We start from the raw sequence: 14,622 nt of genomic DNA on the forward strand, positions 1-14,622 counted from the left end.
GACACATTCGGACATTGCATCGCGCGCGATGCAATGTCCGAATGTCGGCTCTGACCCCGAATTGTCATGATTATTCTGGAAAACTACCGTCAACGTAAAACCAGCGCGGGTCTCCTCCTGCCGCCGGTTCGCGTACAAAATTGCTGACTTCGTGCAGACGCTGCGCCCGGCCATTGATCTTGAAGCGGGCGACAAATTCCACCACGTCCCGGTCGGGATCGGCGTCATCTGCTTTACGTTGACGTAAACGTAAAGCGGATTTTACCTCAAGTCCCAGCCATTGCAGCTTTTCGTCGTCACTCATGATGGGCTCGGTGGGACGGGTGCTGGCGTGCCAGGTGGCCAGCAGGTAGGGCTCGTTATGCTGGACGTAGGCGGTATAGCGCGAGCGCATCAGCGCTTCCGCGCTCGGCGGGATGGCCGTGCCGTCGATATACGGTCCGCAGCAGGTGGCCAGCGAGGGGCCGCCGCAGGGGCAGCCAGCGGGCGCGGTGGACTTCTTGGACATGGTGGAAACAGTCTGGGCTGGTGATGCAAACCCCGCATTATCCGCCAAATATGCGCGCTCCGCCGGGTCTCGCGTTATGCTACATGTATAAATCTTGTAATTTCACATCCCGTGCGGCGCACACGTTTACCCCATCGCTATTACACTACGGGATGTGAGGAGAAATGAATGAGCCAGACCAGTTTTGAATTCAAGGCGGATGCCAACGACAGTTCGCCGTTGTACATGCAAATTGCACGCAAGTTGAGCGACGATGTGCTCAATGGCCGCTATCAGGTGGACCAGGCGCTGCCGTCGGAACGGACCTTGTCGGAACTGTTAAACGTTTCGCGCGTGACCGCGCGCAAGGCTATCGACCAGCTGGTGGACCAGGGACTGGTGGTGCGCCGTCGCGGTTCCGGCAACTATATCGCGCCGCGCATCGAGCAGCCGCTGTCCAACCTCACCAGTTTTTCCGAGCAATTGCAGCAGCGTGGCCACATCCCCGGTTCGCGCTGGCTCAAGCGGGCGATCGTGACGCCGACGCCGGAGGAGCAACTGAGCCTGGGCCTGTCGCCGTATTCCAAGGTGGCGCGGCTGGAACGTCTGCGTCTGGCCGACGACGTGGTGATGGCGTATGAAGTGTCGGTGCTGCCGCAGACGGTGCTGAACGACCCGAACGCCGTCGGCAATTCGCTGTACCAGTATTTGGAAAGCATCAACAAGGCGCCGGCGCGCGCCTTGCAGCACATCCGCGCGATGAACGCGTCGGCCGAGCTGGCCAAGCAGCTGGGCGTGCCGGAAGGTCAGGCCGTGCTGTACATCACCCGCGTGGCGTACCTGGAATCGGGCGAAGCCATGGAGCTGACCCATTCATATTGCCACAGCGATCACTACGACTTCGTGGCGGAGATGCGCCGCGCAACATAACCCGTCTATGCTCAAGACCGAGACGCCGAGTACGCAGCACGCACAGCTGGACCTCTACCCGGTGGAGGCCTTGGTCGATGCATTGGTAGAGGACCAGGCGCAGGCAGTGGCCGCCGTGAAGGCGGCTTCGGCCAGCATCTGCGCCGCGGTGGAGGCGATGGCGCCGCGCATCGCCGCCGGCGGGCGCTTGATCTACGCCGGCGCCGGCACCTCGGGACGGCTGGGCGTGCTGGACAGCGTGGAACTGTACCCGACCTTCTCCTGGCCGCGCGAGCGCGCCAAAGCCCTGCTGGCCGGCGGCCTGGGCGCGATGTTCGAGGCGGTCGAAGGCGCCGAAGACGACCTCAACAAAGGCGCCGCCGACCTGCGCCTGCTGTATCCCACCTACAACGACGTGCTGCTGCTGGTGGCGGCCTCCGGCACCACGCCCTATGTGCTGGGCGCGATGCAGGCGGCGCGCACGGTGGGCGCCTTCACGGTAGGCATCGCCAACAATGCGCGGACACCGTTGCTGACTGGCGCCGATGTCGGCATCCTGCTCGACACCGGGGCGGAAGTGATTTCCGGCAGCACGCGGCTAAAGGCCGGCACGGCGCAGAAAATCGTGCTGAATACCCTGTCGAGTGCACTGATGGTCAGGCTGCACAAGGTCTACGGCAATCTGATGGTCGACCTCCAGGCCACCAACGCCAAGCTGGTCGAGCGCGCCGTGCGGCTGACCGTGCACGCCACCGGCGCCGACGCCGCCGCCGCGCGCGCGGCGCTGGAACAATGCCAGTACCAGGTCAAGCTGGCCATGCTCATGCTGCTGAAAAAACAGACAGCCGCAGAGGCGCAAGCCCAGCTCGATGCAACCCACGGCAATGTGCGCGCGGCGCTGACGAAGAAGGAATCGTAAATCCGGGGTCAGTTCTGCCAATCGCACACGAGCTGCGCCGTAAGACACTGTTACAGTTCAGCTTGTGTGCGATTGGCAGAACTGACCCCGGAGTGTTTTTATGCAACGACGTAGTGCCTGGGCCTGGGTGCCCAGTGTTTCTTTCAGCCAGGGTGTGCCGTATGTCGCGGCGATGATGTTGTCGACCGTGATGTACAAGAATCTCGGGATTTCGAATGCCGATCTGGCGTTTTATACGGCGTGGCTGTACCTGCCCTGGGTGGTGAAGCCGTTGTGGTCGCCTGTGCTGGAGTTGTTCGGCACCAAGCGGCGCTGGACGGTGCTGATGCAGCTGGCCGGCGCCGCCGGTCTGGCATCCGTGGCGCTGACGTTGCACCTGCCCGATTTCTTCCGCTGGACCTTGGTCATCTTCTGGCTGTTGGCGTTTGCTTCGGCCACCCACGATATCGCTTCCGATGGTTTTTATATGCTCGGCCTGCCCACCCAGCGTCAGCAGGCGGCGTTTGTCGGCGTGCGCAGCGCGTTTTACAAGCTGGCGATGATAGGCGGGCAGGGTGGTATCGTTTATGTCGCCGGGGCGTTGATCCTGTCTACCGGCGATCCGGCGCATGCCTGGTCCATCGTCTTCGGCCTGCTGGCGCTGCTGTTTCTGGGCTTGTGCGGCTGGCATCAGTGGATGCTGCCGCGGCCCGATGCGGATCATCGGCATACGGCCGGCGGCGCGCTGTGGCGCGATTTCGTGCAGACCTTCCGCAGCTTTTTCCAGAAGCCGGGCATCGTCGCCACGCTGGGATTTCTGCTGCTGTACCGCCTCGGCGAGGCGCAGCTGTTGAAGATGGCCGCGCCGTTTCTGCTCGATCCGCGCGACCGGGGCGGCCTCGGGCTCACTACCTCGGAGTTTGGCCTGGTGTACGGCACCATCGGCGTCTGCGCGCTGGTGCTGGGCGGACTGGCCGGCGGGGTGGTGGTGTCGCGTTTCGGCCTCAAGCGGGCGATCTGGCCGATGGTGTTCATCATGCACGTGCCGGACCTGGTGTTCGTGTATCTGGCCACGGCGCTGCCCAGCCATCTGACCGTGATCGCGGCCTGCCTGGCGATCGAGCAGTTCGGCTATGGCTTCGGCTTTGCCGCGTTCCTGCTGTACATGGTGCTGGTCGCCGACGGCGAGCACAAGACCGCCCACTATGCGATGTGCACCGGCTTCATGGCCCTCGGCATGATGTTGCCGGGGATGGTCAGCGGCTGGATACAGCAGCAGCTCGGTTATCAGAATTTCTTCATCTGGGCCTGCATTTCCACCCTGCCCGCGTTTGCCATGACGGCATTGGTGCGCATTCCGCTTGAATTCGGCAGGAAATAGCCGGATCGGCGCATTACAATACGGTCTCTACTGATTCGGAGAGCGGTTGTGGTTTTCAATGCGAAGAAGCGGCTGACCTTGTCGGCCGGCGTGGCGGCTGGCCTGGCGGCGCTGCTTGAGGGGTGTTCCAGTACGCCCGTGCCGCCGATGTCGCCATCGGCGCCCGCCTTGCCGCCGGCGCCGGGCGCGCCGGTGGCCTCGGTCCCGCCCGCTCCGCCCGCCGATCCGCGCGTGCCGCCACCGGCGCCGCGCGAGTTCCGCGCCGCCTGGGTATCGACCGTGGCCAATATCGACTGGCCCAGCCGCGGCAATCTGCCGGTGGCAAAACAGCAAGCGGAGGCGCTGGCGATACTGGATCGCGCCAGGCTGCTGAATCTGAATGCGATCGTGCTGCAGGTGCGCCCCAGCGCCGATGCGATTTATCCGTCCGAGCTGGAGCCGTGGTCGGAATTCCTCACCGGCCAGCAGGGCCGGCCGCCGGCGCCAGCGTGGGACCCGCTGCAGTTCTGGATCGAGCAGGCGCACGCGCGCGGGCTGGAGCTGCACGCCTGGTTCAATCCCTACCGCGCGCGTCACGCCACCGCCAGGACGCCGCTGGCCGCCAATCACATCGCGCGCCGCCGCCCGGACGTGGTGAAGCCCTACGGCCGTTATCTGTGGATGGACCCGGGCGAAGCCGCCGCGTCGCAGCACACGCTGGACGTGGTGCTGGATGTGGTGCACCGCTACGATATCGACGGCGTACACATCGACGATTACTTCTACCCCTACCCCATCGATACGGCGAATGCGGCCGGGCCGGAAGGCGTGGCGCTGGACGCCGGCGTCGGCGCGCGGCAGGAGCTGGAATTCCCGGACCAGCCGTCGTGGCAGCGCTATCTGCTCGGCGGCGGTACGCTGGACCGCGCGCACTGGCGCCGCCAGAACGTCAATGCGCTGATCGAAGCGATGTACACGGGCATCCGCAAGGAGAAGGCCTGGGTGCGTTTCGGTATCAGCCCGTTCGGCATCGGCCGCCCGGACAAGCGGCCGCCCGGCATCGTCGGTTTCAGCCAGTACGACAAGCTGTATGCGGACGCGGAGCTGTGGCTGGCCAACGGCTGGCTCGATTATCTGGCGCCGCAGCTGTATTGGCCGGTGGCGCAGGCGCCGCAGGCGTTCGATGTGCTGCTCGATTACTGGCTGGCGCAGAACACGCGCGCGCGCCACGTCTGGCCCGGCCTGTACACCAGCCGCATCGACAATAGCGCCAAGGCTTTCGCGCCGGAGGAAATCGTCAAGCAGATCGGCGTCACGCGCAGCCGCAACGGTGTGCGCGGCCATCTGCATTTCTCGATCGCGGCGCTGATGGAAAACCGCAAGGGCATCGCCGATCAGCTGCGCACGCAGGCCTATCAGACCGCCGCGCTGACGCCGCCGACGCCATGGTTGGGCGCCGAGCCGCCAGGGGCGCCGCAGGCGGCGGCGCGCCGCGAGAGCAATGGCGTGGCCCTCAAGCTGTCGCCGGGCGGCGGCAAGCCCGCCACGCATTATGCGATCTGGTCGCGCTACGGGAACGAATGGCGCTTTGCGGTGGCGCCGGCGTCGCGGCCGGTGCTGCTGCTGGCCGACGATGCCGCCGGCGGCGCGGCGCAGATGGTGGTGGTCAGCGCGGTCGACCGCCTGGGCAATGAGAGCGAACGTATCAACGTCTACGCGCGGAGTTGAGGATGCACGGTCTCGGTATCGATGCGGGCGGCACGCGGACCCGCTGGGCGCTGGTCGATGCGGCCGGCAGCATTGTCGCGGAGGGCAGCGTGGGCGGCATGTCGGCCATGCAGCTTGGCAGCGATGCCGGGCGCGATGCGGTGCGCGGCGTGTTCGCCATGCTGGCGGCGCAGGTGCTGGCGGCCGGACGGCCGGTGCGCGTTTGCGCCGGTCTGACGGGTTTCGACGGCGTCGGCACGCAGGCCGCGCAGATGCTGGCCGCGGCGCTGGCCCTCGCGCCGGCGGCCATCAGTGTGCGCAGCGATGTGGAGATCGCATATCTGGACAGCTTTGCGCCCGGCGAAGGCTATCTGGTCTACGCCGGCACCGGTTCGATCGCCGCCTGGATCGATGCGGAAGGCCAGTTCCACCGGGCCGGGGGACGCGGCGTGACGCTCGATGACGGCGGCGGCGGCTACTGGATCGCGCGCGAGGCCATGCGTCACGTCTGGCGCAACGAGGATGAGCAGCCGGGCATCTGGCAGCAGTCGGCCATGGCGCGCGCGGTGTTTGCGCAGGTCGGCGGCAGCGACTGGACCTTGTCGCGGCGCTTCTTTCACGGCCAGGAACGCGGCGCCGTCGGGCAGCTGGCGCTGGCCGTCGCCGCGGCGGCCGATGCCGATCCGGTGGCGCGCGGCATCCTCGAACAGGCCGGCCGGGAGCTGGCGCGCATCGCACTGGCGCTGGTGCGCCGCCATGGCGCACGTCCGATCGTGCTGGGCGGCCGCGCCGCGCAACTGCATCCGCTGATCGCTCAGAGCATGCGCGCCGCGCTGCCGGCGGATCTGCCGCTGACGCAGCGGAGTACGCTGGCGCACCACGCGGCGGCGCGGATTGCTCTACACTCCCATGATTGAATCGTTGCCGAGACGTTTATGAAGATAGTCCCCCTGCTCGCCCTGACCGCCCTGGTGGCCGGTTGCGCCACCGTGCCGCCGCCCGATGCGCCGCGCTTCGACCATTCGCTGACAGCACGCGCGCAGAGTGAGCGCATCAAGTATGTGATCCTGCATTACACGGTGAGCGATCTGCCACGGTCGATCAACACGCTGGCCAACGGCACGCAGGTGAGCGCGCATTATCTGCTGACCGATACCAGTCCGCCGTTCTTCTATACGCTGGTGGACGAGTCGCGCCAGGCCAATCATGCGGGTTACAGCAACTGGAAGATCTACAACCAGCTGAATGCCGCGTCGATCGGCATCGAGATCGTCAACCCGGGGTTCAGGGAGACGCCGCAGGGCCGCGTGTATGCGCCATTCCAGCAGGCGCAGATCGATCAACTGATTCCGCTGCTGAAGGATATCGTCAAGCGCCACAACATCCCGTTCGGGAACATCCTCGGACATAACGACATCGCGCCGCAGCGCAAGCAGGATCCGGGGCCGATGTTCCCGTGGAAGCAGCTGGCCGATGCGGGATTGATTCCCTGGCCGGAGCCGAGCCGCGTGACGGCGCGCATGGCGGGCTTCCAGGAACAGCTGCCGGAGGTGAGCTGGTTCCAGCGCAAGCTGGCCGAGATAGGCTATGCGGTGCCGCAGAACGGTGAGCTGGATCAGGCCACACGCAACGTGATCGCGGTATTCCAGACCAAGTACCGGCCGTCGCTGTACGACGGCACGCCGGACGCCGAGACGGCGGCCATGATGGATGTGCTGACCAGCCCCGTGCCGCAGCTGCCTCCACCGGCTGCGACGTTGCCGGTCACTCCGGCGTCTCCGGCCCAGCCGGACGTGCCGTCCGAGTCGAATTAAGTGTGCTCATGAGCGCGACGACGCTGCCTTGCGAAGCGATCCCCGGCCATGCGGATTTCCGCCGGCTCGACAGCATTGCCGGCATCGCGGTCGATCTGCGCTATGCCACGGCCGACAACTTCGTCGGCCGCGATCTGTATTCGCCGCTCGATTGCGCCTGGCTGCACAAGGACGCCGCCGCGGCGCTGGAGCGGGCCGTCGCCTGGCTGGCCGCCCGCCAGCCGGCCTGCCAGCTGCTGGTATTGGACGCCTTGCGTCCGCAGCGCGTGCAGGAGCAGTTGTGGGCCGCCCTGCAAGGCACGGAACTGTTGGGTTACATCGCCGAGCCGACACGCGGCTCCATCCATTCCTTCGGCATGGCGCTGGACCTCACGCTGCTGGACGCGCATGGCCGCGAACTGGACATGGGCACCGGCTTCGATGACCTCAGCGAACGCTCGCATCCGGCGCTGGAAGACGAATTGCTGGCGCGCGGCGAGCTGACCGCGCAACAGCTGGAGCACCGCCGCTGGCTGCGCGACGCCATGCAGCACAACGGCTGGCAGGGCATCCGCAGCGAGTGGTGGCACTTCGACTGCGGCGACCGCACCGAGGTACGCAAGCGCTACTTGCGCGTGCTCTGATCGGCCAGCTGCGACAGGATCCGATACGCCGCCTGGATACGCGCCGGGATGGGGTAGTTCCGGTTCGCCAGGATCACGATGCCGATCTTCTTCTCCGGTACAAACGCCACATAGGAACTGAAGCCGTTCGTCGCACCGGTTTTGTTGAACCAGGTGGCGGCCGGTGCCTGTACTGGCGGCGTCAGACGCGTGGCCGGGTTGAGCTGCCGGCTCATGGTGTTGGAATTGCCGTCCTGTAGCTGTTCCAGCGCGACCGGATAAGCGTATTGTTCCCAGCCCAGTCCCTGCACCATGCCGCGGATGCGGAAGTAGCCGACGTGCGTGCCTTCGATCGCCCGGCGCAGCGTAGCATCCAGTTGGCCCGGATCGATTTGCGCCTGCACGTAGCGGATCATGTCCGCACTGCTGGAGCGCACGCCGTAGGCTTCCACCGAAAACAGGTCGTCGCGCATGCGTGTCGGCTTGTTGCCGTCGTTGTAGCCCCAGGCATAATCCGGCAGCGCGCTTTGCGGCATGCGGATGTAGGTGTGCTGCATGCCCAGCCTGGGCAGGATCTGTTTTTCGATCACGTCGGCCGGGGCTTCCTTCAATGCCAGACCGGCCAGATGGCCGAACATGCCCAGGCTGGGATTGGAATACTGGCGCATCTGGCCTGGCGTCGCCTTCGGTTTGAAGTTGCGGAAGTAGGACAGCATGTGCTGCTCGTCATTGCTCACCGCCTCCGGGAATTGCAACGGCAGGCCGCCGGCGGTGTAGGTGCCGAAATTGAGCACCGTCGCCTGATCGAGCGCGCTGCCTTTCAGCTGCGGCATGTAGCGGCCCGGATGATCGTCCAGCGACAGCTTGCCCTGCACCAGCGCATATGCGGCCATGGTGGCGGTGAAGGTCTTGCTGACGGAGCCCAGCTCGAACAGCGTGTTCTCGCTGACTGGCGTGCCGTCCTGCCTGGAGGCGACGCCGTAGCTGAAGTAGGAAGGCTTGCCATCGACCGTGATGGCGACGGCGATGCCGGGAACATCGTATTTCTTCAGCAGCGGCTGGATGGCCTGGTCGACGACGGTGCGCAGGTCGGCGGCAAATGCAACGGATGTGCAGCAGCATGCTGCGATGGCGATTGCCAGGCGGCTCGGTAGGGACATGTTTTCCTCTGGTGGTGGTTAAAGCTTGTCGAGCTGTGAGGCGACGTCGCGCAGGAAGGCTTGTTTGACGCGCAGGCCGGCGTAGGTTTCCTGTCGGTGGTCGAGCATCATGCGGGCGAATACGATGGTGCGCCCGCCCTTGGTGGCCCAGCCGACGTACCAGCCGTATTGGCGGGTGCCGTCGTCACGGCCGTCGGCCAGTACCGGCGAGGCGGTGCCGGTCTTGCCGTAGATGGTCCAGCCGTTGGACAGCGTCTGCGGGTGCAGGATGCGGGCGGTCATCTCGTACGCCTTGCCGGAAACTGGCAGCTGGCGGTTGACGATACGACGCATGAATTCGACCTGCTCGGCGGCGGAAATCTGCAACGACGATTCCACCCACGATTGCGTCAGGCCATTGTGTTTGCCCGCATCGCCGGAGACGTCGCGGTTGCCGTAGCCGAAACCTTCGACGTAGCGCTGGAAGCGTTCCTCGCCCATGCGCGTCGCCACCTGTTGCGCGTACCACAGCGTGGAGTTGATGATCCAGGTCGATGGATCGGTGTCGGTGCGCCATTCCTCGTGGTTCCAGGTGGTGTAGCTGGATTTGTAGGGAATCACCGGCGCATGCTCGTCGTGCAGGATACCGCTGTCGTAGCCCATCAGCGCGACCGCGATGTTGAAGGTCGATGCCGGCGTGGCGCGTTCGTCGCACTGGCCGTCGTAACGCAGGCGCCGGCCACTGGCGGCGTCCACCAGCGCGGTGCATGACAGTTCGCTGGCCGAGGGCGTGGCCAGCGTCGGCTGGAAGGCGAAGCTGGCTGCCAGCACGGCGGACAGCCCGGCCGCCGCCGCGATGCGCGTCCAGCGGCTGCGCGGTGCGGCGGCGGGATCGCGGATCAGGGCGATCCGGCCGGCGACGGCGCCGGCGTTGTTGGCGGCGCTGAATGCCAGCGCGGTGGGCAGTGCCTGCTGCTGCAGCCTCAGTTGCGCCACCAGCGCGGCCGCATAGGCCCGGCGCTGGGCGGGCGGACGGCCTTGCAGCACGTCGCTGTCGCAGCCCAGCTCCTGCGCCCAGGACAAGCGCTTGCGCAGCAGGCGCATGAAGGGGTTGAACCAGAAGACGGTCTGCAGCAGCAGCCCGGCGCCGGCCCAGTGCAGGTCGCGGCGGCGCAGGTGGGTCAGCTCGTGTTCGAGGATCAGCTGGCGCTGGGAGGCGTCGAAGTCGCGCAGATGGCGTGGCAGCAGCAACCGCGGTTTCAGCAGGCCAAACAGCATGGGCGAGATGGGCGCGGCGACCTCGATCAGTTGCACCCCGTCGCCATGGCGCGCATCGCCGGCCGCCGCCAGACCGCGCAGCGCGCGCCCGGCTTGCAGCAGCTGTATGGCGGTATAACCCAGGCCGAGCGCGTACACCAGCAGCCAGGCTTGGGCGCCCCATGCTGGCCAGGAGCGTCCGACCGGCGGCTCCGACACGACATTCGCCGCATTGTCAGGCGCTGGCGCGGCGACGCTGGCGCCTGCGGGCGCGCCGGTGGCGCTCAAGCTTTCGACATCGATCGGCGGCAGCAGGCGCAGACGTTCGTTCTGCGGCAGCAGCACCAGCACGAAAGCGGCGGCAATGGTGCACTGGCCCGCCAGCCACACCGACCGCTGGGCGGCGACGCCGGGCAGCCAACGGCGGCACAGCGTCATCACCGCCCACACGGCCGCTCCAGCGGCGACGCAAACGCCGCTGGCCAGCACAAAGCGCAAGGCCAGCAGGTCGATCAAGGTGGGTGAAATAGCCATGGAATACTCCGCGTGCGACTGTTGCCACCATTATGCGACAGTTGTCGCAAGCAGGTCAAGCGCCCTGTCGCTGCCGTTTAAGCGTGCTTCCATTTGCTGCCCGACCGATGCCCGGCAGGGCTACCCGCTTGCGCGGGAACGACAGGCTTAGCGGTCCACGGTCACCATCCGCTCCGCGCTGTAGCGTGGGCCGGCGACCTGTTTCAGCGCGTCTTCCAGCGCGGCGATCTCGCCGTCGCTGAGCGCGATTTCGGCAGCGGCGGCGTTCTGTTCCAGATTGCCGCGGCGGCGCGTGCCCGGGATCGGCACGATGTCCTCGCCCTGGTGCAGCACCCAGGCCAGCGCCATCTGGCCCGGCGCCACGCCGCGCGCGGCGGCCAGATCGCGCACCGCCTGGGCGGCGGCCATATTGGCGTCGAAGTTAGCGCCCTGCATGCGCGGGTCCTGGTGGCGAAAATCGGTGGGCGGATACTCTTCCGCGCGTTTCGCCGTTCCGGCCAGGAAGCCGCGTCCCAGAGGGCTGAACGGCACCAGGCCGATGCCCAGCTCGCGCAGCACCGGGATGATGTCGTCTTCCAGATTGCGTTCCCACAGCGAGTATTCGCTTTGCAGGGCGCTGATCGGATGCACGGCGTGGGCGCGGCGGATGTTGCTCACGCCCGCTTCCGACAGGCCGAGGTAACGCACCTTCCCTTCCTGTACCAGTGCGCTCATCACGCCGACCACGTCCTCGATCGGCACCTTGGGATCGATGCGGTGCTGGTACAGCAGATCGATATGGTCGGTGCCGAGGCGGCGCAGCGAGGCTTCCACCTTGAGGCGGATCCGCGCCGGATCGCTGGTGACGCCCACGCTGGCGCCGTCGCGGATATCGAAGCCGAACTTGGTGGCCAGGATGACTTCACCGCGGCGGCCCTTGAAGGCGCGACCCAGCAGTTCCTCATTGGTGTACGGCCCATACACCTCGGCCGTATCGAAGAAGTTGATACCGAGGTCGATGGCGCGGTGCAGTGTGGCGATGGACTCCGCCTCGTCGGCGTCGCCATAGGCATGGCTCATGCCCATGCAGCCCAGCCCCTCGGCCGAAACGATCAATCCCTGCTTGCCTAATGCGCGTTGTTTCATGTTGGCTCCCGATTAGTTGCGCGCCACCCAGTCGATCAGCGCGTCCAGCACGGCGCGTCCGGCGCCGTTGGCCACGTGTTCGTCGTTGAGGATGCCGACCACGATCACCGGCTGATTACGGGCATCCTGCACATAGCCGGCGATGGCGATGACGCCGTTCAGGCTACCAGTTTTTATGCGCGCGCGCAGCGCGGCTGGACTGTCCTTGAGGCGGCGGCGCATGGTGCCGTCGGTGGCGGCGATGGGAAGGCTGGACAGGAATTCCGGCATCCACAAGCTGTGCAGACCGGCCTGCAGCACGCCGGCCAATTGCGCCGGCGTGGCCCGTTCGACGCGCGACAGGCCGGAGCCGTTGTCCAGCACCAGACCATTGCCGTCGATGTTGTGCTGCGCCAGCCAGGCGTGGATGGCGCTTTCGGCGCGCATGGCAGTGCTGGCGGCGTTGCCGTCCGGGGCCAGCGCGCGACTGCCCAGCGCCGCATCGGCTTCCAGGCTGCCCAGGCTGAGGAACAACATGCGGGCCAGGGTGTTGTCGGATTGCTTGTTGGTGTCGCGCAGGATTTCCGGCAGCGCGCGCGAGACGTGGTCGGCCAGCAGGCGGGTGTCGGCGGCGGGCGGCGCCTCGGGCGACGGCGGCGCGGCTTCGCGTACTTCGCCGCCGATCGAGCCGCCCAGCTTGCGCCAGCCGGCCAACAGCAGGCGCGCCAGGTAGTCATGGCTATCGAGGACGTTGACGCTGGTCGTCTTGACGCAGTCCCTGGGGAAGGTGCCATGCAAAACGACCTCGATGCGGTCGCCGGTGCGGGAGGCCTCCGGCGGGCGCCAGCCGTTTTCCCAGCTGCTGCACGGTGCGTTGATCAATTTCAGTTCCGAGCGGATGGCAACCTTGTCCAGTTCCGGTGTCATCGCCAGCGACAGCTTGTCGCCGCTGGCGCGCATTTCCACTTTCAGCAGGTTGGTGTTGGCCAGCAGCGCGTTGGGGATGACGTTGTAATAGGCCCAGGGATATTCGTCGAACGGCGGCTGGCCGACGTCCGGTCTCGCGGGTGTGAACAGCAGGCGGTCCAGCACGATGTCGCCCTTGATGCGGCGTATGCCCTGGTTGCGCAGCGCTTGCAGCATGTGGGTGATGGCGTCTTCGTTCAGGTCCGCATCGGCGCCGCCTTTCACCAGCAGATCGCCCTGCAGCACGCCGTTCACCACCTCGGCGCCGCTGCGCAACTCGGTGCGGCCGCGGAATGCGGGGCCGAGCTGCTCCAGCGCCGTCATGGTGGTGAACAGCTTCATGGTGGATGCCGGCTGCATGCTCTGGGTGGCGTTGTGCGACACCAGCAGCGTATCGCCGCGGATGACGACGATGCCGGCCGCCTGCTGCGGAATGCCGGAAGACTGCATCAGTTGCGCCACCGGTTCCGGCAGCTGCGCACGGGCCGCGCCGGTAGCCAGCAGGGCGGCAAAAATAAGACGACGTATCATGTTAGTGGAAGAAGACATAGGCCACCGCGATCGCGGCAATCACGCCGGCGAAATCGGCGATCAGGCCGCAGGAGATCGCGTAGCGCGTCTTGCGGATGCCGACCGAGCCGAAATACAGCGCGACGATGTAGAAGGTGGTGTCGGCCGAGCCCTGGAACACGCAGGCCAGCCGGCCGACGAAGGAATCGACGCCATAGGTGCGCATGGTGTCGATCATCATCGCCTTGGCGGCGCTGCCGCTCAAAGGCTTCATCAGCGCGGTCGGCAGCGCCGGCACGAAATCGGTGTTGACACCCAGATGGCCGAACAGCCAGCTGAAACCGTCGACCACGAAGCCGAATACGCCGGCGTTGCGGATCACGCTGATCGCCACCAGCATGCCGACCAGGTACGGGATCACGGTGATCGAGGTCTGGATGCCACCTTTGGCGCCTTCGATGAACGCCTCATAGACATTCACCTTCTTGCGCAGCGCACCGATGATGAAACCGGCGATCACCACGATCAGCACCAGGTTGCTGAACACCTTGGAGACGGTTTCGATTTCGGTCTTGGTCAGATGCTGGGTGAAGTACCAGATCACGCCCGCGATGCAGGCGGTGATGCCGCCCAGCCAGCCCATGACCACGCGGTCGAACAGGTTGATGCGCTGGCGGATGGCCACCGCGATGATGCCGGTGACGGTGGCGACGTAGGTGGCGATCAGGCAGGGAATGAAGATGTCCGAGGGATCGGCCGCGCCCAGGATGGAACGCTGCGCCATGATCGCCAGCGGGATCAGCGTCAGGCCGGAGGTGTGCAGCACTAGGAACATGATCTGGGCGTCGGTCGGCTCATCCTTGCTGGGGTTAAGGGTCTGCAGGCTTTCCATCGCCTTCAGGCCGAACGGGGTGGCGGCGTTGTCGAGCCCCAGCAGGTTGGCCGAAAAGTTCATCACCATGTGGCCGGTGGCCGGATGCTGCTTCGGCACGCCGGGGAAGATGCGCGAGAAGAAGGGGGAAATCACGCGCGCCAGCAGGTCGATGGCGCCGGCCTTTTCGCCGATGTTCATGATGCCCAGCCAGAGCGTCATCACGCCGGCCAGCGGCAGCGCGATGTCCATCACGCCGGATTTGGCCGAGTCGAAGGTGCCGTCGATGATGCGCTTGAAAATTTCCGTGTCGCCCAGGAAAAGGAACTGTGCCAGCGCGGCCAGGAAGCCGACCAGGAAAAAACCGGACCAGATGTAGTTGAGCGACATTGCGGATTTTTTTTCAGTGGTGACTTGCAGAGTATAGCGGATGCGCCCTCGCGCAACTGGCCCGATCTGGACGT

The 14,622-nt window shown here is 65.9% G+C and carries 13 protein-coding genes; 7 read left to right on the top strand and 6 right to left on the bottom strand.

The features are described 5' to 3' along the window. Nucleotides 1-70 precede the first annotated feature (70 nt). Nucleotides 71-508, bottom strand: a complete 438-nt coding sequence (locus E4L98_RS12580; RefSeq protein WP_135201898.1) for a YchJ family protein — start codon at nt 506-508, stop codon at nt 71-73. A 168-nt stretch (nt 509-676) separates the two neighbouring features. On the opposite strand from E4L98_RS12580, the gene E4L98_RS12585 reads away from it, so the two are divergent. The 7 genes from E4L98_RS12585 to E4L98_RS12615 all read left to right on the top strand — a co-directional run bounded on the left by E4L98_RS12585 (nt 677) and on the right by E4L98_RS12615 (nt 7,798). After that, nucleotides 677-1,417: a GntR family transcriptional regulator gene (locus E4L98_RS12585; protein WP_135201899.1), complete on the top strand. Its 741-nt coding sequence runs from the start codon at nt 677-679 to the stop codon at nt 1,415-1,417. A 7-nt stretch (nt 1,418-1,424) separates the two neighbouring features. Beyond that, entirely contained in the window at nt 1,425-2,315 is an 891-nt protein-coding gene (locus E4L98_RS12590) for an N-acetylmuramic acid 6-phosphate etherase (protein WP_135201900.1), read from the top strand. 100 nt (nt 2,316-2,415) lie between these two features. After that, nucleotides 2,416-3,675, top strand: coding sequence for an MFS transporter (locus E4L98_RS12595; RefSeq protein WP_135201901.1), 1,260 nt, complete (start codon nt 2,416-2,418; stop codon nt 3,673-3,675). Nucleotides 3,676-3,723: 48 nt separating this feature from the next. Next, the gene (locus E4L98_RS12600; protein WP_229257379.1) at nt 3,724-5,382 is read left to right on the top strand and encodes a glycoside hydrolase family 10-like protein; all 1,659 of its coding nucleotides are present in this window, start codon (nt 3,724-3,726) and stop codon (nt 5,380-5,382) included. A gap of 2 nt (nt 5,383-5,384) precedes the next feature. Further along, nucleotides 5,385-6,278: an N-acetylglucosamine kinase gene (locus E4L98_RS12605; protein ID WP_135201902.1), complete on the top strand. Its 894-nt coding sequence runs from the start codon at nt 5,385-5,387 to the stop codon at nt 6,276-6,278. A gap of 18 nt (nt 6,279-6,296) precedes the next feature. Continuing rightward, nucleotides 6,297-7,175: an N-acetylmuramoyl-L-alanine amidase gene (locus E4L98_RS12610; protein WP_135201903.1), complete on the top strand. Its 879-nt coding sequence runs from the start codon at nt 6,297-6,299 to the stop codon at nt 7,173-7,175. Between the two features lie 8 nt (nt 7,176-7,183). Then, entirely contained in the window at nt 7,184-7,798 is a 615-nt protein-coding gene (locus E4L98_RS12615) for a M15 family metallopeptidase (RefSeq protein WP_135201904.1), read from the top strand. Here the strand turns inward: E4L98_RS12615 and ampC are convergent. The 5 genes from ampC to E4L98_RS12640 all read right to left on the bottom strand — a co-directional run bounded on the left by ampC (nt 7,780) and on the right by E4L98_RS12640 (nt 14,548). Further along, entirely contained in the window at nt 7,780-8,937 is a 1,158-nt protein-coding gene (gene ampC, locus E4L98_RS12620; protein ID WP_135201905.1) for a class C beta-lactamase, read from the bottom strand. The two genes, E4L98_RS12615 and ampC, sit on opposite strands and share 19 nt — an antisense overlap. An 18-nt stretch (nt 8,938-8,955) precedes the next feature. Beyond that, nucleotides 8,956-10,707 (bottom strand): class D beta-lactamase, encoded by a 1,752-nt coding sequence (gene blaOXA / locus E4L98_RS12625; RefSeq protein ID WP_135201906.1) that lies wholly within the window; start codon nt 10,705-10,707, stop codon nt 8,956-8,958. Nucleotides 10,708-10,854: 147 nt separating this feature from the next. Next, the gene (locus E4L98_RS12630; protein ID WP_135201907.1) at nt 10,855-11,832 is read right to left on the bottom strand and encodes an aldo/keto reductase; all 978 of its coding nucleotides are present in this window, start codon (nt 11,830-11,832) and stop codon (nt 10,855-10,857) included. Nucleotides 11,833-11,844: 12 nt separating this feature from the next. Next, nucleotides 11,845-13,326 carry a D-alanyl-D-alanine carboxypeptidase/D-alanyl-D-alanine endopeptidase gene (gene dacB / locus E4L98_RS12635; protein ID WP_307722119.1) on the bottom strand — a complete coding sequence of 494 codons (1,482 nt, stop codon included), beginning with the start codon at nt 13,324-13,326 and terminating at the stop codon, nt 11,845-11,847. Further along, nucleotides 13,310-14,548: a spore maturation protein gene (locus E4L98_RS12640; RefSeq protein ID WP_135201908.1), complete on the bottom strand. Its 1,239-nt coding sequence runs from the start codon at nt 14,546-14,548 to the stop codon at nt 13,310-13,312. The genes dacB and E4L98_RS12640 overlap by 17 nt, the downstream gene beginning before the upstream one ends. Between the last annotated feature and the right edge of the window lie 74 nt (nt 14,549-14,622).

It is taken from the genome of Duganella callida, assembly GCF_004614165.1.
GTDB lineage: Bacteria > Pseudomonadota > Gammaproteobacteria > Burkholderiales > Burkholderiaceae_D > Rugamonas > Rugamonas callida.